Origin of the sequence: Nostoc piscinale CENA21, from assembly GCF_001298445.1 — a bacterium.
GTDB classification, from domain to species: Bacteria; Cyanobacteriota; Cyanobacteriia; order Cyanobacteriales; family Nostocaceae; genus Nostoc_B; species Nostoc_B piscinale_A.
In genome coordinates this window covers 5,664,848-5,684,325 of sequence record NZ_CP012036.1, presented here as the reverse complement: position 1 = coordinate 5,684,325, position 19,478 = coordinate 5,664,848, and the positions used below count along the sequence as shown (strand labels likewise).

12 protein-coding genes and 2 pseudogenes are annotated in these 19,478 nt (G+C 42.4%); 4 read left to right on the top strand and 10 right to left on the bottom strand.

Going from position 1 to position 19,478, the window contains the following annotated elements; translation table 11 throughout:
* Window positions 1–111: 111 nt before the first annotated feature.
* The 4 genes from ACX27_RS33045 to ACX27_RS24225 form a co-directional block, all read right to left on the bottom strand.
* A complete protein-coding gene (locus ACX27_RS33045) occupies window positions 112–636 on the bottom strand; it encodes a PqqD family protein (protein WP_062296185.1) in 525 nt (174 codons plus the stop codon).
* A 30-nt stretch (window positions 637–666) separates the two neighbouring features.
* Window positions 667–1,515 (bottom strand): phosphoenolpyruvate carboxykinase (ATP), encoded by an 849-nt coding sequence (locus ACX27_RS24235; protein ID WP_144427523.1) that lies wholly within the window; start codon window positions 1,513–1,515, stop codon window positions 667–669.
* 325 nt (window positions 1,516–1,840) lie between these two features.
* On the bottom strand, window positions 1,841–3,076 hold the full coding sequence (locus ACX27_RS24230; RefSeq protein ID WP_062296181.1) for a nucleotidyltransferase domain-containing protein: 1,236 nt from the start codon (window positions 3,074–3,076) through the stop codon (window positions 1,841–1,843).
* Window positions 3,077–3,092: 16 nt separating this feature from the next.
* Window positions 3,093–5,678, bottom strand: coding sequence for a penicillin acylase family protein (locus ACX27_RS24225; protein WP_200929859.1), 2,586 nt, complete (start codon window positions 5,676–5,678; stop codon window positions 3,093–3,095).
* Between the two features lie 249 nt (window positions 5,679–5,927).
* Between ACX27_RS24225 and ACX27_RS24220 the strand changes: the two are divergent.
* Window positions 5,928–6,414 (top strand): annotated as a pseudogene (locus ACX27_RS24220) (MarR family winged helix-turn-helix transcriptional regulator).
* 193 nt (window positions 6,415–6,607) lie between these two features.
* Window positions 6,608–10,630 carry a PAS domain S-box protein gene (locus ACX27_RS24215; protein WP_062296179.1) on the top strand — a complete coding sequence of 1,341 codons (4,023 nt, stop codon included), beginning with the start codon at window positions 6,608–6,610 and terminating at the stop codon, window positions 10,628–10,630.
* 125 nt (window positions 10,631–10,755) lie between these two features.
* Here ACX27_RS24215 and cysW read toward each other — a convergent pair whose 3' ends face one another.
* The 3 genes from cysW to ACX27_RS24200 all read right to left on the bottom strand — a co-directional run bounded on the left by cysW (window position 10,756) and on the right by ACX27_RS24200 (window position 13,753).
* Entirely contained in the window at window positions 10,756–11,622 is an 867-nt protein-coding gene (gene cysW / locus ACX27_RS24210) for a sulfate ABC transporter permease subunit CysW (RefSeq protein ID WP_062296177.1), read from the bottom strand.
* Window positions 11,619–12,497: a sulfate ABC transporter permease subunit CysT gene (cysT, locus tag ACX27_RS24205; protein WP_062296175.1), complete on the bottom strand. Its 879-nt coding sequence runs from the start codon at window positions 12,495–12,497 to the stop codon at window positions 11,619–11,621. Before cysT ends, cysW begins: the two co-directional genes overlap by 4 nt.
* 119 nt (window positions 12,498–12,616) lie before the next feature.
* Window positions 12,617–13,753, bottom strand: coding sequence for a sulfate ABC transporter substrate-binding protein (locus ACX27_RS24200; RefSeq protein ID WP_062296173.1), 1,137 nt, complete (start codon window positions 13,751–13,753; stop codon window positions 12,617–12,619).
* 66 nt (window positions 13,754–13,819) lie between these two features.
* On the opposite strand from ACX27_RS24200, the gene ACX27_RS24195 reads away from it, so the two are divergent.
* Window positions 13,820–14,125 (top strand): hypothetical protein, encoded by a 306-nt coding sequence (locus tag ACX27_RS24195; RefSeq protein WP_062296171.1) that lies wholly within the window; start codon window positions 13,820–13,822, stop codon window positions 14,123–14,125.
* A gap of 171 nt (window positions 14,126–14,296) precedes the next feature.
* On the opposite strand, the gene ACX27_RS24190 is transcribed toward ACX27_RS24195, so the two are convergent.
* Window positions 14,297–17,122: a bifunctional acetate--CoA ligase family protein/GNAT family N-acetyltransferase gene (locus ACX27_RS24190; protein WP_062296169.1), complete on the bottom strand. Its 2,826-nt coding sequence runs from the start codon at window positions 17,120–17,122 to the stop codon at window positions 14,297–14,299.
* 220 nt (window positions 17,123–17,342) lie between these two features.
* Window positions 17,343–17,816, bottom strand: a complete 474-nt coding sequence (locus tag ACX27_RS24185; RefSeq protein WP_062296167.1) for a hydrogenase maturation protease — start codon at window positions 17,814–17,816, stop codon at window positions 17,343–17,345.
* A 299-nt stretch (window positions 17,817–18,115) separates the two neighbouring features.
* Here ACX27_RS24185 and ACX27_RS24180 point away from each other — a divergent pair, with 299 nt between their 5' ends.
* Window positions 18,116–18,508 (top strand): Alr5209 family pentapeptide repeat protein, encoded by a 393-nt coding sequence (locus ACX27_RS24180; protein WP_062296165.1) that lies wholly within the window; start codon window positions 18,116–18,118, stop codon window positions 18,506–18,508.
* Between the two features lie 68 nt (window positions 18,509–18,576).
* On the opposite strand, the pseudogene ACX27_RS24175 reads toward ACX27_RS24180, so the two are convergent.
* Window positions 18,577–19,306 (bottom strand): annotated as a pseudogene (locus ACX27_RS24175) (HAD family hydrolase).
* Window positions 19,307–19,478: the final 172 nt, after the last annotated feature.

The window sequence follows — 19,478 nt, the reverse complement described above, 5'->3', positions numbered from 1 at the left end:
ATATCTTGTATGATGCGGCTAACAGTAAAAATCTGGGAAAATGTCTCACGCCACAAAATTGCAATCTTGGTAACAGAAGTTTGTCGATCACTCTACTAACGAACTGGTGTTTTATTGTTTATTTCGCGCGGTTGTAGTTGGAGCGGTTGTAGTTGGGGCGGCTGTCGTGGTAGTGGTAGTGCTTGTGGTAGTGGTTGTGGTTGTCGTGGAGCTACTAGAGCCACGGGGAGCCGCCATTGCTGGAGTAGGAACAATAATCGATTTAATGGCTGGGAACAAAGAGCCAATGGCAAAGCCACCTACTAAGCTGACTTTTTTGAGGACTTGGCGGCGGGAAGTTTGGGGACTATTCAGGGGTTTAGTAACGGCTGCATCTAACAGGTGAAACTGTTCTAACTCAGCTAATGTCAATTGAACTAAACCATGCCAATCAACAGTTTGATTTGGTGGAAACTCGAACTCTTCTTGTAGCAAACGTGCAATGGTTTCGACGGTGTTTTGACCATTACAAAGGTACCAGACGCGCACTGCGATCGCACTGAGACAATGGGCTGTATCTCGCTTTTCATCATAAACAATTAGCTCTTCTCCGACTTCTTGAATCAATAAATTTTCGGTGCGAGCCACTGGAATCATCAATTTATTCTCCTTGTATTTGGTTTGGGCTTAAGAAAGCAATGTCAATACCTGATCAACTAATTGTGCTGCTTCACCCCGTTGTCCAGCGAAACATGAACTACCGACAGTTGCAGAAGTCAAAATAGATAATGTTAGTTCCGGGTATAACCGAGCAGTTAAAGTGTTATCCAACAGCCCTAGAATGGCTTGTCCTGTGGATATCGCTGCTGGTTGCCATTCCGTTTGCGGATGATACTGCGTTTGTAAAATTACTTTGATTTTTACAGGTTGGCTACCCACGGCTACACCTAAATTTGTGGCAGTCAATCGCTGTCTTTTTTCAGAAGAAGTACGTACAGATACGGCTCTAGGATAGGGATGAACTAATCCCTGGCGATCTAAAACGGCGTATTCATCCGAGTAATAAGTTGCGCCAGCTTGCAAAAAGGCCATGACTAAGGTCGTTTTCCCACTAAAACTACGCCCAGGAATAACGATCGCATAATCACCCCAAGCAACTACGCCAGCATGAATAAATAACCAATCCTGAGTAGCTATCCCAATCGATAAACACAGGTCATTTTCCAGTAGCGTTAAGACCTCATCCAAATCGGGAGAACAAAGCAGTTCGGTTTGTCCTTCATATAGCCGATAGACAGACTCATCATCTTTGTCGGTGCTAACCCACAACGAATAGAGTTTCTGAACAGGTAATCCAGATAATGGAAAGCGGATGGGTGGCAAATACGATTGCAGCGGTTCTAGCAAAGTAGACTTGTTCAGTCTGATGCCAATTCCTATGCCATAACTGCTGAAAAAAATGCGATCGCTCCATTCCAGATTTTCTAAGCAGAATGCCTGTTTATTGGCATCCTGATCAACTGGTGAAGTTGTCAAAATCATCCTAATGCGGTAGTGTCAAACCCTGAAAATAAATATTAAAACAGTTAAATTAGCTCAAAAAAATTTACCACTATGTATCAGATAGGGAGTAGAGGCTAGTATTCTTACTCAGCACTTCCAGTCAGTCAATCATGGTAAACATTTACTATCAAGCACGAAAAAAAAGATTTATACCCTTTACCCCCTATCGATAACACCCTTTTTCTAGCTAGAAGCCATGACTTTGCTAGATCAAATCAATTTATTACATTCGCAGGTGATTCTAATCTGACTTCTTGGCCAAAACGTATGATTGGCAACAAATTGTTACTGAGTCATGTCAAATTTTTTTGATTATCGCTTTAATTAATTGTTTAACAGATAAGCGGATTGGTCTGATGAGGTAATACAAGAAAGAGAGTGAATCTGGAAGGTTGAATAAACGCCGATCGCGCACATTGGGAATTAACAACCGCCAAACAAAATACTGTACCCAATCCCAACTGCGATCGCGGACTCGCAAACGAAACATTGTTGTTTGCCAAGTTGTCGCTAAGGGCAGAGGATGTGAGAATAAGCGATTGATCACTTGTTGACACAAACCAGGTAAGCAAGTGTCTTGGATGATTGCGGTTTGTAAAGATTGGGGAATGGGGGCTTGTAACAAATCTTGAGCCAGTTTCAGCCCTAAAAGTAGCATTCGATGACAGTGTAATATTTGCGATCGCTCCTCAACAGCCTGCCAATTGAGATGTTTGTAAGTTTGCAATAACTCAGCGATATCACAAATCCACTTTAATTGTGACCAGCATTCTTTAGCACCATGAACGCACAATACTAATAGCAAGTCTTCGGGAGATAAGGTAGCAACATTAGTATCTAACAAATTCACTAACTGACGACGTTCCCACAGTTGTTCAAAAGGTATTTCTAAAGCAAAAAATCGCGGTGTTAATCGCCAGTGTAAATCTATAGCTATATCTTTATTTGGCAGTAGAAAATCTCGCTCACTGTCTGACCAAATATTCATTTTTTCTTGAATATTATCCACCGCCAGGGTTTCATAACCATGCTGAATTAGTAAAGCTTTTGCAGCTACTAAATAATCTGGATGGATTAAAATATCCAAGTCACTGAAATAGCGGAGTGCATAACTACCATAAAGTCCCACTGCTAAAGTCGGGCCTTTGTAGGGCAGAACCGGAATTTGATGTGTGTGGAAATCTTGCAATAGTCTGATTAATTCATGACTATAAATCATCCCCTTGAGTATATAACCTTGATAATTTTGCTGGAGTTGATTCAACAAACTCTTGGGTACATTCACCGCATCAACAGTTTGCAAACTCTCCCACAGCAAGCCATCAATTCCATTACGACTTGATAAATACTGTAACAAAGTCCAATTAATCTCTGTCTTACAGAGTTCCTGAATCGATATGTTTAAAGCTGGCGATCGCTGAGTATGAGCGCAATACAAAATTAACTGCACTTCTGGTAAATTCTCAAACTGAGATAGTACAATATTTCTATAGCTTTTATTTGCTTGCTGAGGTAAAAATTCATCTGTTTCCATCTGCGTTAATCCGCGTTTATCTGCGGTTAATTATTCTTGCTTGTACATCAATAGCATGAGATTTCGGAATTAACTTCAAAGTTGTCCTTGTATTAGCTTTAATAGTCTCATTTTCCCAAAGCATCTGATGATATTCAATTTTCTGCCAAGGTTCTACCATATCTACATAATGTTGATGAAAGGCGTGTCCAGATTGTCCGGGAGTATGAATAGCCAGTGATTGATCCAAGTTGCCCAAGTCTACTATCATTCGCAGCGAAGGAATATCGGTAACTTCAAAAGATTTATTCGCTCGCCAACGGTTAGCATTGACAGTTTCGCCATTCCCTGACGTTGCAAAAGCACCACGATTAAATAATGCTTCAATAGGGGGAACACCAGATTTACCTAAGGTTGCATGACGAAAAGTAATGGTGTGCAATTTCCCCCAATTCCATTTTTGTGCATCTTTACCTTGTAGACTTTCTAATTCTGTCACCGCATCTTTTAAGGCTTGCTGCAAAATTTGGTCGCGGTTTTCTCTTTGTGGTGTTTTACTGTTGTCCCACCAAAAACTATCAGGCTGAGTTACTAAATTCTGCACTACAGCATACCAGCGATCGCCCCCATCAGGATAAAATTCAATTGGTAAATTATCATGAAAAGCAGCTACTAGCAAATGTTTCCAAAATACTTCAAATAATGCCGCTGCTGGTGATGACATTTCTAGCTGAAAGTTCCAATCTATTAATAACTTTCTAGCTGTTTCTAAACGCTGATTATCCAAAGATATATTCTGCAAAAGTGGTACTAAAATTTGTGCAATTAAATTTTTATTATCACCTTGAATTTCCAGCACATCTTCAATAGAAATGTCTTGATTGTTTTGGTTGACCATTTCTGTAATGCGTGCCGCCCGATAGCCATATACCCAATCGGTTGTAATCACATCAGGATAATTTTCTGCTACTAAATTGTTAGCGGTGGCTATATAGCCTTGTTGGGGATTAAAGCTATGGGGTAACTTGGCAAAATCAATATAGCTTTGCCATTCATATTCATCTGTCCAACCTGGAACCGGATAACGCCCATTTCCCTGGGCGCGAATTGGCATTTTGCCGGGCATTTGATAGCCAATATTGCCATCTATATCTGCATAAACTAAATTTTGAGCAGCGATATCAAAATCCTTCGCAGCAGCACGAAATTCTGGCCAATTTTGAGCGCGATTTATGCCAGTAATTGAGTAAGCTAATCTTGAAGTTTCTAAAGCTGTCCAACGCAAAGCTACAGCATATTGTTGTGGGATTGGGAGTGATGGCTGCGATGGAAATTGTTGCAAATTGGGTGAAACATCGGAAAGAATTGGCCCGTGTCGCGTGTAGCGGACTGTATGCAGAATTGGCTGACTACCTGCAACTTGGATGGTTTGTGGAACAAGCTGCATATCTACCCATTTCCCATTAACTTCGTATTGATTGGGATTGTTGGGATTGATTTTTTCGATATATAAATCCATCACATCAGATTGTACGTTAGTCACACCCCAAGCAATGCGATCGCTATGACCAACAATCACCCCTAACATTCCCGCAAAGGAAAAACCCGTCACGTTATAAGGACATTCAGCATTCTTATTTGTACAATGCAGTCCCACCTCATACCAAATCGAAGGAATCTGCACAGCTAAATGTGGATCATTTGCCAAAATTGGTTTCTTAGTAACTGTGCGTTCACCAGATATTACCCAATTATTAGAACCGATACCAACTCCCGTCGCACCGATAAGTTCTTCCAACGCCTTGATTGCTGGGATAGTTGACTCTAAAGTAGAGGCGATCGCAATTGGGAAATTAGGTGGTAAATTTTCTTTGACTTTATCAACGGGATCAGTTTGCAACTCTGGCAAAATCACAGGTAAATTTTTTGGGTAAGGCGGAAACAGTTCTTCAACCTGCTGTGGTGACAGACTTTTTAACAAAATAGTCCGTTCAATTTCACTTTGAAAATTCCTCCCCAAATCGTAAGCCATCACCTTACCCCAAGTTAACGAGTGTAGAGGTTGCCAAGGTTCTGGTTTATAGCGGGGATTAAGTAACTGCAACACCGCATATTCTAAACTCAAGGCGCTACCTTGATGATCTGCCAAATAAGCATTCACACCGTCAGCATAAGCTTGCAAATCAGCCTGCATCTGCCCATTCATTTGCTGAATTTCTTGCTGTGCTACCCTGTCCCAACCCATTGTCCGCAGATATCTATCTGTTTCTACCTGGGACTTACCAAAAATTTCTGCCAACCGCCCAGAACCAATATGTCGCCAAAAGTCCATTTGCCAAAAACGGTCTTGGGTATGTATATAGCCCTGTACCATGAATAAATCATGGGTGTTACTTGCATATATATGAGGAACTCCCCATTGATCTCGTTGGACTGTCACCTCTGCTTTTAGTCCAGGTAGATGAATTGTGCCGCTTGCTTGGGGAAAAGAACGCCGGACAGTGTAAATGGCAAATCCCCCTAGCAATACTCCTAACACTAGCAGCGTCATGACAACAAGTCGGAATCCTTGGTATAACCAACGTTTTTTTCTGCTTTTGATATATGAATAGCGTGGATTCATGGAGGAGTTTTGCCAATTTTTAGGTAAGCCTTTTGCTGTGCATCGAACTGGGTTTAAGCACAAAGCTAAATCTTAGATTTAGTGGTCTTCAATTAGAGGTGGTCTGAATCTCCCTCTAATTGGCCTTCTACCTTCTTCAAAGATTTAGTCTGGATTTTACAGTTATCCTACTAACATTAATAATATTAACCCTCATCTGTGGCAAACTTTATCCACAGGTGGCGATGTAACTAGGAGAATAACTCGCCCATGAAGCTCGATAAACCCTCACATGGTGCAAATTCTGAAGAATGTGCAGCCAAAGTTATGGAGACAATTCCATTAGTGATGCGGTTTATCAGGAAGGAGATGCGAGCTCATAACGCCGGGTTTTTGTCAATTCCCCAGGTGCGATCGCTGGCATTTATTAATCGTCATCCTGGTGGTTCACTTTCTGATTTAGCAGAACATCTCGGTGTCACCTCTGCAACAGCCTCAGCAACTATAGAACGGCTAGTACAACGCAACTTAGTACAACGTGAACATCATCCCCAAGAGCGACGAAGGATAGTTCTCAACTTGACTGATGAGGGTAAGTACCATCTCCAGCAATCCCTCAATCATACTCGCGCTCAAATTGCTGACATTCTCAATGGTTTGTCAGCCGAGGAATATTCTCAGATTGAACAAGGGTTAAGCTTCTTAAAAAAAAGTCTTCGATCAAACGGAAATTAACTCCCAACAGCAGTCAGGCTGAAAAACATTGTTAAGAAGAAAATATAAAACTCTTGTGAGGGTTAGGTATAGGGGTGCATGGTGTAAGTTTCACGTTTTCAAGCGTGCCATTCGCCTCTAATCCCCTGATAAAAACCTCAATCTTAAGGTAGATACCAATTAGAAGTTACTTCGGATTGAATATAAGAACCGTGTACGCATACGGATAAATTTAAATGAAGCGCGATTCAACGGGTAAGTTTGTTAACAACTGGGACTCAGAAAAAAAGCAACGATTTAGTATATCTCTGACCAGTACAGCATGGCGATCACTTGATGAAGAAGCGCACAAGCAAGGAATTTCACGTTCAGAATTGATTGAATACTTTGCCCGCAATTTAGGAAATGAGCCACATCCTGATTTTCAGGAAATGCAGGCCAATGCTGAGAATGCTTTATTAAAGGAAAGCTTGTTACAAGCACTGGAAATAGAACATACTCGCTTTGCTGCGGTTTTACAGCAGTTACCGGTCGGTGTATTAATTGCTGATGCGGCAACTGGTAAATTAGTGCTGGCTAATGAACAAGCCAAACATATTGTTGGTTACGACTATGAAGAGTTTCTAGAATTAGAAGAATACGTACCGATTACTCCATTTGTCGCTTTCCGCACGGATGGACAAATGTATCAACCTAATGATTATCCATTAGCGCGATCGCTCCAAATAGGTGAAGTTGTCTCTAACGAAGAATTGCGACTAGAAAATGATGGTCGCCAAACATTTATTAGTGTCAATTCGGCACCAATTTTCAATAGCCAAAATCAAATTGTGGCAGCTGTGGCTGTGCTGCAAGATATAACTGAGCGTAAGCAAATTGAAGAAAATCTGCGGCAAACAGAAGAACGCTTACAATTAGCTTTATCTTCAGCGCAGATCATCGCTTGGGACATGGATTTAATTACAAATCATGTGGTTTGTTCTCCCAATGCCCTTTGGCTTTGGGGAAGAGAAGCAGGTGCAGCAGAAGATTTTATGGCTTTGATTCATCCCGATGATCAGCAGCGAATTGTGCAAGCAGCCCAAAAAGCAGCTGAGGGAGAAATAATTTATCAGCAAGAATACCGGATCATTGCTCCCGACAAAACAATTCGTTGGATTAATAGTCAAGGCAGAGTTTACTTGGATGCAGCTGGACGGGGAGTGCGGATCATTGGCATCACCGTAGATATTACAGAGCGCAAAAAACTGTGGGAACAGGTGCAACACAAAGAAAGGCAACAGGAATTTTTAATTCAATTAAATGATGCGATTCGCCCAATTCAAGACTCAAAAGAAATTATGTGGCAAGTGGTGTGTGCCGCAGGTCAGCATTTCCAAGTGAGTAGGTGTACCTATGGTGAAATTGATTCTACCCAAGAATATGTAATTGTTGAGCGTGATTATTGCAATGGTGTAAGTAGTGTGGTTGGGACTCATCAGATGAATTCTTTTGGCCCAGAAATCATTGCTGAACTCAAGCAGGGCAGAACAATTATTGTAGATGATGTGGATGCTGATCCTCGAACTCAAGGTGCAGGCGCAGCTGCTTTTGATTTGATCCAAACTAAATCTTTGTTATGTGTGCCGTTAGTAAAACAAGGAAAGTTTATCGCTTTACTTGTTTTACATCATATTGCTCCGCGACATTGGCAACAGGAAGAAGTGACACTGATAGAGCAAATTGCCGAACAAACTTGGTTAGCTGTAGAGCGATCGCGTGCGGAAGCGGAATTACGAGAAAGTGAGGCACACCTGCAACTGGCGCTAAATGTTGGACGTATGGGTTCATGGGATTGGGATGTCCAAACTGGTGCATTACATTGGTCAGAAGGACACTTCACGGTGTTAGGTCTGCAACCATATCAATGTCAACCCAGTTATGAAGTTTGGCAGAATCGGGTGCATCCGAATGATTTAGCACAAGCTGAAGCAAAATTTCAGCAAGCTATGCAGGCAAAGCAAGAGTATCATCATGAATACCGTCTGCGTTGGTTAAATGGCTCAATTCATTGGGTAGAAGCCAGAGGAAAGTTTACTTACGATTTGAAGGGAAATCCGAAAAACTCGATTGGCGTAGTCATTGATATTACAGAACGCAAGCAAATAGAACAAGAACGAGAAAGATTACTAGAACGCGAACGCATTGCCCGAATGCGAGCAGAAACCGCACAACGCCAACTAACAACTATATTTGAAACTTCACCAGTAGGAATTGCTCTGTTAGATCGCCAACAGCGATATATTGCGATTAACGAAGCATTAGCCAAAATCAACGGATTAACTCGTGAACAACATCTAGGACATTCAATTAAGGAACTTTTTGGTCAAGTTGATCCGGGAATAGTTGCTATCTTTGATGAAATTTACAATACCGGAGATCAATTTATTTCCCTCAGCCTGGCGATCAATCCTCCTGGTCGGAGCGATCGCACTCCTGGTTACTACAATGTTTACTATCTGCCTACAATTAACTCCAACCATCAAATAGAAGATGTTTTAGCCTATGTGGTCGATGTGACTGAGCAAGTCAGATTAGAGCGGAACCAACGCTTTTTGGCAGAGGCGAGTGCAGTTTTAGCATCTTCTCTCGATTACCAAACTACCCTAGAGCGAGTCGCCCAACTGGCAGTACCGGAGTTAGCAGATTGGTGTACAGTCCACATCGTCAAAGAAGATGGTGTTATTGAACAGATTGCTGTAGCTCATATTGAACCAGCCAAACTCCAATGGGCTGACCAAATGCGACAAAAATATCCTCTCAATCCAGATGATCCTAGAGGCGCTGCCTGGACATTACGCACAGGCAAATCCGATTTCTTACCCGATATCCCTGATGAATTGCTAGTCCAAGCCGCCCAAAACCCAGAACATTTAGAAATTTTGCGTTCTGTTGGGTTTAAATCTGTGATGACAGTGCCATTAAAAACTCAAGATAAAATTTTGGGAGTAATTTCTTTTATTGCAGCAGAGTCGGGAAAACGCTATGACCAAAGCAATTTACAATTAGCAGAGGAACTAGCTCGCCGCGCTTCCTTAGCCATTGATAACGCTCAATTGTATCGCATTGCCCAACGCGATCACGCCAAAGCCGAAGCCGCTAACAGAATTAAAGATGAATTTCTCGCTGTACTGTCTCACGAATTGCGATCGCCCCTAAATCCGATTTTAGGCTGGACAAGGCTGCTGCGGAGTCAACGGCTAGACCCTAAAAAAGCTGACCAAGCATTAGAAACCATTGAACGTAATGCCAAGTTACAAGCACAATTAATCGAAGATTTATTAGATGTCTCGCGCATTCTCCAAGGCAAAATGTCGTTAAACGTTGCACCTGTGAATTTGGCTGCAACCATTGAAGCCGCCTTAGAAACAGTCCGACTCGCAGCAGAAGCGAAAAATATTCAAATCCAAACTACTCTTAACTCGCTTTCTGGTACAGTTTCCGGTGATCCCAACCGCTTACAACAAGTTATCTGGAACCTTATTTCTAACGCTGTCAAATTTACCCCCTCTGGAGGACAAATAGAAGTGCAGCTAGAGCAGGTGGGAATGTATGCTCAAATTAAAGTTCAAGATAACGGAATTGGCATTACTCCAGAGTTTTTACCATTCGTATTTGAATATTTCCGTCAGCAAGATGGCGCAACCACAAGACAATTCGGCGGATTGGGCTTAGGACTGGCTATTGTCCGCCATTTAACAGAACTGCATGGCGGCACAGTTCAAGCCGATAGTCCAGGGCAGAATTTAGGTGCAATCTTCACTGTGAGATTGCCATTAAATGTTGTTGACCAAGCATTATCCTCAATTCGTAGCAATTTGGAGGATGCAGTTGATCTCACGGGTATGCAGATATTAGTTGTAGATGATGATGCAGATATGCGTGACTTAGCCGAATTTATCCTCACCGAAGTTGGCGCACAAGTTACTACCGCTGATTCAGCTTTACAAGCATTGACTTACTTCAATCAATCTATGCCGGATTTACTAATTTCTGATATTGGGATGCCAGAAATGGATGGCTATTCCTTGATTCGGCACATTAGACAATGTCCACCCGAACAAGGCGGAACTATACCTGCGATCGCACTTTCTGCTTATGCAGGTGAAATCAACCAACAACAAGCACTGCAAGCCGGATTTCAACAACATGTAGCCAAACCTATTGAACCAGAAGAGTTAGTCAGAACAATTGCAATATTGATGGGGAGTAGGGAGTAGAGTAAGGGACTTCCAATTAAAGAAATATACAATCACGTTAATGCCAAGGGAGCAGGGGGAAAGACAGAGGTTTTGAAGCCGATAAATTGAATAATTTATTTTTTGGAATTCCCCTACTTCATACTTCATTCAACATCTTTGATGCGCGTTTTCCGTTCTAAAATTTCCTTCAGTACTAATGTGACAACTGCTAACAGTGCTAATAATACAGCAGCAGAAAAGGCGGCTTCGGTTTCATATTGTTTGTAAGCATCTTCCACAAACAGAGGTAAACTTTGGGTTTTGTCAGCAATGTTACCGGAAACTACTGAAACAGCACCAAATTCGCCCATTGCTCTGGCGTTGGTCAAAATTAAGCCGTAAAGTAATCCCCAACGAATGCTGGGTAAGGTGACGCGCCAAAATATTTGCCAATCTTTTGCACCCAAGGTTTTAGCTGCTTCTTCTTGGTCGCTACCAAATTCCTCTAATACAGGAATGACTTCTCGTGCGACAAAGGGCATACTGACAAAGGCTGTCGCCAATACCATCCCCGGAAAGGCAAAGATAATTTTAATATCGTGGGCTTGCAGAAAAGGGCCAAACCAGCCATTGCGACCATAGAGTAAGACAATCATCAACCCAGCAACTACGGGAGAGATGGAAAAGGGTAGGTCGATAATACTTAAAACTATGGCACGACCAGGGAATTTATGCCGCGCGATCGCCCAAGCTGCACACAAGCCAAATACGGTATTTATTGGCACCGCAATTAAAGCCAATATTAACGTTAGCCAAGCTGCATGGAGAAACGCTGGGTGTGTCAAGTTGGCAAAAAACGGGCCGACTCCTTTTTTAAAGGCTTGGACAAAAACGTTAATGGCTGGAATGTATTGAATTAATGCTAAATAAGCAATTGCGATCGCAATTAAAATTGTCGGCACCCAACTTTTTTTTCTGTTGAGTCCTGCCTGTGCTGATATTAGACTCAGATGAGTGAAATCTTGGCTCATTTACTGTCATATCTTCTAGCCCACGCTTGTAAGAAATTAATTGCCAACAGCAGTATTAAAGAAATTGTCAGTAACACCACACCAATCACAGTAGCGCCAGAATAGTCATACTGCTCTAATCTCTGGAAAATCAGCACCGGCGCAATTAAATCTTGAAAGGGTGTATTAGAAGAAATAATTACTGTTGAGCCATATTCACCAACTGCACGGGAAAAACCCAAAGCAATACCCGTCAAAATTGTCGGAAATAAAGGCGGTAAAATGACTTTCCAAAAGGTTTGCCATTGCGAAGCACCTAAACACCAAGCCGCTTCCTCAATGTCATGTTCCATTTCTTGCAATACAGGTTGGACAGTCCTCACCACAAAAGGTAGGGAAATAAATATCATGGCTACGCCTACACCCAAACGAGTGAAAGATACTTTAATTCCCAATGGGCTTAACAATGAACCAATCCAGCCATTATCGCTGTAAACTGTTGCCAATGTTAAACCCGCTACAGAAGTTGGCAGGGCAAAGGGTAAATCTACTGTGGCATCAACTAGCCTTTTTAAAGGAAAGTCGTAACGCACCAAAACCCAGGCGATTAAAGTCCCAAATATACCATTGAGTAATGCCGCCCCTATAGATGTCACAAAAGTTACGTTGTAAGTTGCTAAGGCAACATCACTGGTAGCAATTTCCCAAAATCTAGCAGGTGGTTCTGTACTGGCTTTTAAGAACATAGCTGCTATGGGCACAAACAACATCACTGTTAGGTATGCCAAGGTAATGCGCCATGTCCAAGGCAAATGAATCAATTGATGCAGAAATTTCTTCCAAACAGAAGTTTCAGCAACAAGGTCTTGAGGTGAGGATGGGGAAGATACAGCCATAAATAATATCAATTTTTCCTTTGTCATTGGTCATTGATCATTGGTCATTTGTCATTGAAAAATAAAGTCTTGATCTCCGTTTATTGTTCATTGACTCTTGACCGTTGATTCTTGACTATTTATCTTTTCTTTTGGGCTTGAATCTTGTCAAAAACACCGCCCTCAGCAAAGAATTTCTTGTCAATTTCACTCCAACCACCGTAATCTTTGACTGTGCCTAATGTTTTAACGTTGGGGAATTTGTCTTTGACTTCTTTTGTTTGGGCTACAGTTTCATCAACTGGTCGGAATCCCAATTTGGCAAACTCTTGCTGTGCTTCTGGAGTATAGAGATATTTTACAAAAGCTTCTGCAACTTCTCGATTACCATGCTTATCAACGTTTTTATCTACCACAGCAACTGGGTTATCGATAGAAATATTGACATCAGGGACAATGTAATTTACTTTTCCGCCCTTCTGTTCTGCTAAAACAATTTCATTTTCGTAGTTGATTAAAGCATCACCTTGACCTTGCTTGAAAAATGCGTCAGTCGCTTCGCGGGCATCTTTAGTCAAAAGTGGTACGTTATTATACACTTTGGTAACAAATTCCGTGGCTTTAGCATCATCTCCGCCAGTTTTAATAGCCGAATTCCACAGTGCTAAAAAGTTCCACTTCGCTACACCAGATGTTTTTGGGTCAGCAGTAATTAATTTTACGCCGTCTTTTGCTAAATCTGTCCAAGTCTTGATGTTTTTAGGATTACCTTCACGAGTAACGATCGCCGCAACAGATTTCGATACAATACCATTATTTGGAACTTCAGTTTCCCATCCTGGTTGAATTAGTCCGGCTTTCTGAATCTTTTCTGTATCTCCAGCCAATGCTAAGTGGACTACATCGGCTTCTAAACCATCGATGACGGCGCGAGTTTGAGAACCAGAACCACCATAGCTTTGCTTGAAGGTGACAGTTTGATTATGATCTTGTTTCCACTTTTCTACAAACTTGGGAATAATCGCCTCGTGAGCTGCTTTAGTCACTGCAAAGGAAACTAAGGTGATTTCCACATTGGATTTATTTGCTGCAACGGGACTCGCAGAAGGTGCGCCATCGCCAGAATTACTGCTGCTATTTCCACCAGAGCAGGCGGCCAGCGCCACACTCAAAATAGCTCCTACCAAGGTGAGCGATATAAAACCTTTGAGGGAATTGAGTCTGAACCGATATGGTCTATTCTGAGTCTGCTTTATGGGACGCTGCCAAAATTTCATTCCGTGTTTCCTCTTAATCTACGGTAAGTTGATGTGTATGTGTTTATATAAGATTTATGTTACTGGATGATTGCACGTATTAATCATGTTGATCGCAAATTCAATCAAAAATTCATATTCTCTATCGAGAATAAGGGGATTTTAGCAGTTTTGTTGGAAATTAAAAAATGTAGCGATCGCATTGTTCGCTACATTTGGATGATTCTACGTTTTTGTGTAAGTAAGTCGGTGGGACAAAACAAAATTATATTAAGAAAGGTTAATTTAGCTAAAACCCTCTTCCCTCCTGCCTCCTGCCTTTTCCCAACTACGAATATTTATGTTGCTCTACATTATGCCTTTCCTGATGATGTAGATAGCTTAAATTTGTAATTTTTAATTCTACGCATTTTAAGCTATTTGTGTTGCTACAATCACTTGTGCTTCTTGCAAGACTTTATCGCCCCATAAATAACCCTTGACTACTCCTGAATCACCGTATTTTCTGCCAGAGCGGTTTTGACTTCGAGTCCAATAGCCTACATGAATTGGGAATCAAATAATTTACAAAGCAATTTCCGCTTGCATTACAGTGGAGTCGCTGGTAGGTTGCAGATGAAAGCCTAATTTTTCACAAACTCGCTGCATTCCGTAATTATCAGAGAGGATATTGGCTGTAATTCGGCCGATATGTTCTTGACGACCAACTTGCAGTAAGCGCCTAACGAGTTCTGTACCTAAACCTTGACATTGATAGCGATCGCTGACAATCATAGCGAATTCCGCCGCATCTGTACCATGCAGTTTACTCAATCGCCCAACTGCTAAAATCTGCCGCATTCCGGTTTCTGGGTCTTGATGTTCTGCTACCAGTGCCATTTCGCGGTCATAATCAATAAAGCAAATACGGGTGAGGCGTTCGTGGGTGATGCGTTGACTCAGTTTAATCAGGTGAAAGTACCGAAAATAAACGCTTTCTTCGGAAAGGGTTTGGTGAAACTGTACCATCAATGGCTCATCTTCTGGACGAATTGGACGGATGGTAACTGACATCCCATTTTTCATCGTCCAGTTGTCGATGTATTGGGTGGGATAGGGACGAATGGCTAATTTGGGTAGTTGTTCTTCTGTAATATCTGGTGGGTGGAGGAGAACACGGCCATCTAAGGCAATCAATCCTCCAGAGTGAACGGCGGTTGGCGGAATTGCCAGCAAGGGGTTGATGTCAATTTCTTTAATCCAAGGTTGTTCTACTACCAGTTGGCTAAATGCAACCATTAATTGTTCTAGGGCTGCCATATCTATACTTTGCCGTCCCCGCACACCTTTGAGGGCTTTGTAAATTTTGGTGTGTTCCATCATCCGTCGCGCCAAAGTTGTGTTGAGGGGAGGTAGGGCGATCGCACTATCCTGAAATACTTCTACCAACTGTCCCCCTGCACCAAACAACAGCACTGGCCCGAATTGGGGATCAAGACTACTACCAATAATCAATTCGTAGCCGTCGGTTTTCACCATTGGCTGTACTGTTACGCCGAGGAAGAGTGCTGAGTTTTGAGTGCTGAGTGCTGAGTGCTGAGTTTTGAGTGCTGAGTAGTGGGGGTCTTTTGCTATTTTTTCTTCAATGGAAAATTTGATGGTGCGGTAGGCTTGTCTGACTGCTTCTGCATTCCGCAGATTTAACTGCACGCCGCCAACATCAGTTTTATGGGTAATGACATGAGAATACAGTTTGACAACTACGGGATAGCCAATACTGTCAGCACATTTCACTGCTTCATCCTCAGTTGTAGCCACGCAAGTTTCTACAACTGGGATGCCGTAAGCTGCTAATATTTGCTTCGATTCAAACTCTGTAAGAATGGTTCGCCCATCTTGACGCGCAGAGGCGATAATATTTGTAACTAAGTTACGGTCTGGTATCCCTGATTGGGGATCAACTGCTGGTAAAACTGGAGTTTCATAGATACCCCGCAGGTTATAGCTAGATTGCCACATATAACTAAATATGCGGGTGGCTGTATCTGGATAGCGATAAGTAGGAATAGATTGACGATTTAAAATTGTTTCGCCTGCGGTGACTTCTGCACCACCCATCCAACTAGCAAGAATTGGTTTACCAGGGATTTGGGCGTAGGGTTTCAATTGTTCGGCGGTTTGGGTGGGGTCGGTCATGGCTTGGGGTGTGAGAATGACCAACAAGCCGTCACTATTGGGATCTTGGACTGCTATTTCTAAAGCTTGGGTATAACGTTGGGGATCAGCATCCCCCAGAATATCAATCGGGTTGTTATGACTCCAATGAGTGGGAAGTATTTTATCAAAAGCAGCGATCGCATCTGGTGAAATTGTCGCCAATTCCCCACCAGCTTCAATCAAAGCATCGGTAGCCAAGACTCCTGGCCCGCCTGCATTGGTTAAAATGGTCAAGCGTGGCCCCTTGGGACGCGGTTGTTTTGCCAAAACTTCCGCCACATCAAATAAGTCAGAAATACTATTGACTCGCAACACCCCACAGCGCCGGAAAGCTGCATCTAATACCGCATCACTCCCCGCCAACGCCCCTGTATGAGATGCTGCGGCTTTGGCTGCTGCTTCTGTGCGTCCGGCTTTAATCACAATAATAGGTTTGGTGAGGGCAACTTCTCGCGCCGCAGAAATAAAAGACCGGGCATCCCCAATAGATTCCATGTAAATCACAATACTTTTGGTATGGGGGTCATCACCGAGATAGTAAATCAAGTCACCCCAGCCCACATCCAACATTGAACCGATGGAAACGAAGGCACTAAACCCGACGTTTTCTTGAAAACTCCAATCTAGAATCGCCGTACACAGCGCCCCACTTTGGCTAATAAAGCCGACATTGCCCGGACGCGCCATTGCACTAGCAAAGGTAGCGTTTAACCCACTCAGGGGACTCATCACCCCTAAGCAGTTCGGGCCGATGATGCGAATGTTACCGCGACGGGCTTGGGTGAGAATTTGCTGTTCTAAAGCGATACCAGCCGCGCCAGCTTCTTTAAAACCAGCAGAAATGACGATCGCACTTTTCACCCCTGCATTGACACATTCAGCAATAATCCCCGGAACTGTTGGTGCTGGTGTGGCAATTACAGCTAAATCTACAGTTTCGGGGATATCGGCAATTTTCGGATAGGCTTTGATTCCTAGCACACTATGGCGTTTGGGATTGACAGGAAACACAGTCCCACCAAACGGATTTGTAATTAAATTCCACAAGAGAGTGCGTCCCACACTCCCAGGTGTTTCACTAGCACCAATTACCGCTACAGTTTTGGGTGCAAAGATAGCATCAAGAGGATTAAGCTTCTCTGCCTGCAAGATATCAAAGGCGCGATCGCTTGTGGGCTTGAGAGATTTCTGCATCAATCCTCCTTTACAGTGCTGAGTGCTGAGTTGAAAGTGCTGAGTATTAAACTTTTACGGGACTTACCCCAGAAAATAAATAATTAGGGTTTTAGAGAAGAGTTAAGGGTTTGAAGGTTTATAGAGTACGGGGTGTTCAAAACCTTTATATCCCTACACCCGTGATTAACTGACAATCTTTGTGCGTAAGTCATGTTTGCTTTCAGTCTATGCTTGAGTTTCAGATTGGGTTCATTTGATCCAGAAATTTTTTAAACTTGTCTAAGATTTGCATAATTTTGCCGAGGGCGATCGCTTTGCCGGTTTCGGTGATTTCTGAGAAGCGATCGCCAAATTCAAAGTTAACTGCGGGAACTGTCACCCACAAAGCAGGCGGACAGTGGCCGTAAAGAGTTCTAGTCAAGGCTAAAAGTGATTGGGGATCGGCGGTATGTCCAGCGATCGCATTATCAACAGAAGGCGAAAGTGATTGCACCTGCACATCAAAAGATTCTAAAGGTACATAAGCATCCACAAAAATTGCTAATTCTGCATTTGCTAAAGCATCAGCCAATTCGGGTGTCAGTTGATGGACTGCTAAGGATTTCACCGCCGATAAATGCCAAGAGGCAATTTCATCAGCAATTCTTTGACCAATGCCATCATCACTCCGCAAGTCATTACCGTAACCAATCACCATGACGGTTGCATTCATGTTTTTCGTTTGCTTTAATGCACTCAAAATTAGTGATAAATTTGTCAATTTACAATGTGATGAGAATAAAAAACTAACTGCAAATGGACACAGATAAATTTGTACCTCAACAGATGAGGAAAGGCGATGATTGTTTATTTTTGAACCTATAAAAAAAAATTTGAGGAACTTGTGAGGATAGAAAATATTCCTGTAAATTACTATTACTATAATTTGATAAATTGATGCAATTTCTCTGGTGATTTTTGGCATCAGCAGTTTTATGATGAATTTGAATCAACAATCTTTGAGGCTGTTTTATGTCTGAAGTCAATTATCAACAGCCAATTAATGCGGTGGCTACTCTTTTAGAAAAGTACGCTGAGGGACAACGGGATTTTGAGAGGGCTGAACTTGGTGATGCCGATTTGCAAGGTGTTAACCTCAAAGGGTCTGACTTGAGTTACGCGGATTTAAGTACAGCTAATCTACAAGGTGCAAATCTCCGGGGAAGTGACCTTAGTTATTGCGACCTTTCCCAAGCTAACCTCACAGATGCAGACTTGCGGGGTGCTTTATTAATGTCGGCAAATCTCCGCCAAGCGAATCTTCAAGGTACAAAGCTAGATAAGGCAGACTGCGATCGCAACACCCATTTTCCCCCAAATTTTGACCCAGTTCAGGCAGGAATCACAATTAAATCAGAGTTATGAAACCCCTTAGCTAAATAGATTATGTAATACTTACACCTCCTGCCTTCTGCCTTCTGCCTCCTGCCTTCTTACAAAACTTTAATTTCACTCAGTTGATTAATCACTACATCCGCACCTTGGACATGATCTGATTTACCAATCCATGTAATACCAATGCAACCTGCGGCTTTGGCGTTTTTTGCCATTTGCATATCGCCAACCGCATCGCCAACCATGAGTGCGGCGCTTGGTTCTACTCCCACCACTTCACAAGCTTGCAAAAACAAAGTTGGATCTGGTTTCCCTGGGCCATCATCCACGCCAATTTGGGCTGGAAGATAATCAGCCAAATTATACCGAGCGACAAAGGCTTGTACTTCTGCGGTTGTGGCTGCTGAGATGATCCCTAATTTGAGTCCGGCGACGGAGAGGGACTGTAATAACTCCAAACTCCCAGAGAAAAGCGGTGCGGGAGATGCTTCGAGATATTTTTCGGCTTCGTTTAAACTTTGACAGGCGATTCCCAAAGATTCAAACCATCCTCTACCAGTTTCGGCGATATAGGCAGCTGTGGCGATTTCAGTTTCGCGGCGACTACCCACCGCCATTAAACCAGCAGGATCGAGGGAATTACTATCAATACCGTAAGCCATTAATAATGGTTCACCAATTCCGGGAAATTGGGCATCGATAATTCTAGCTGCTTTTTGCCCCAGCGATCGCAAATAAACGTCTGAGTCTTCTAAAGTACCGTTTTTGTCAAAAAAAAATTGCCTGAATATTATCAAAAGTAACATTCTTACATTGAATAGTTGCCAAATTTTTCACCCCGTTAAAAAATGCCTTGAAGAAGGATTCAGGAGTCAGAATACAATCAATGGAGGAAAAAGACGCACCACCTAGAAGCCAGAATTTCATTCTGAATTCTAGCTCCTGACTCTTGAATTCTGTTTAATAAAAAAAGAGGGAATATCCCTCTTTTTTAAACTTG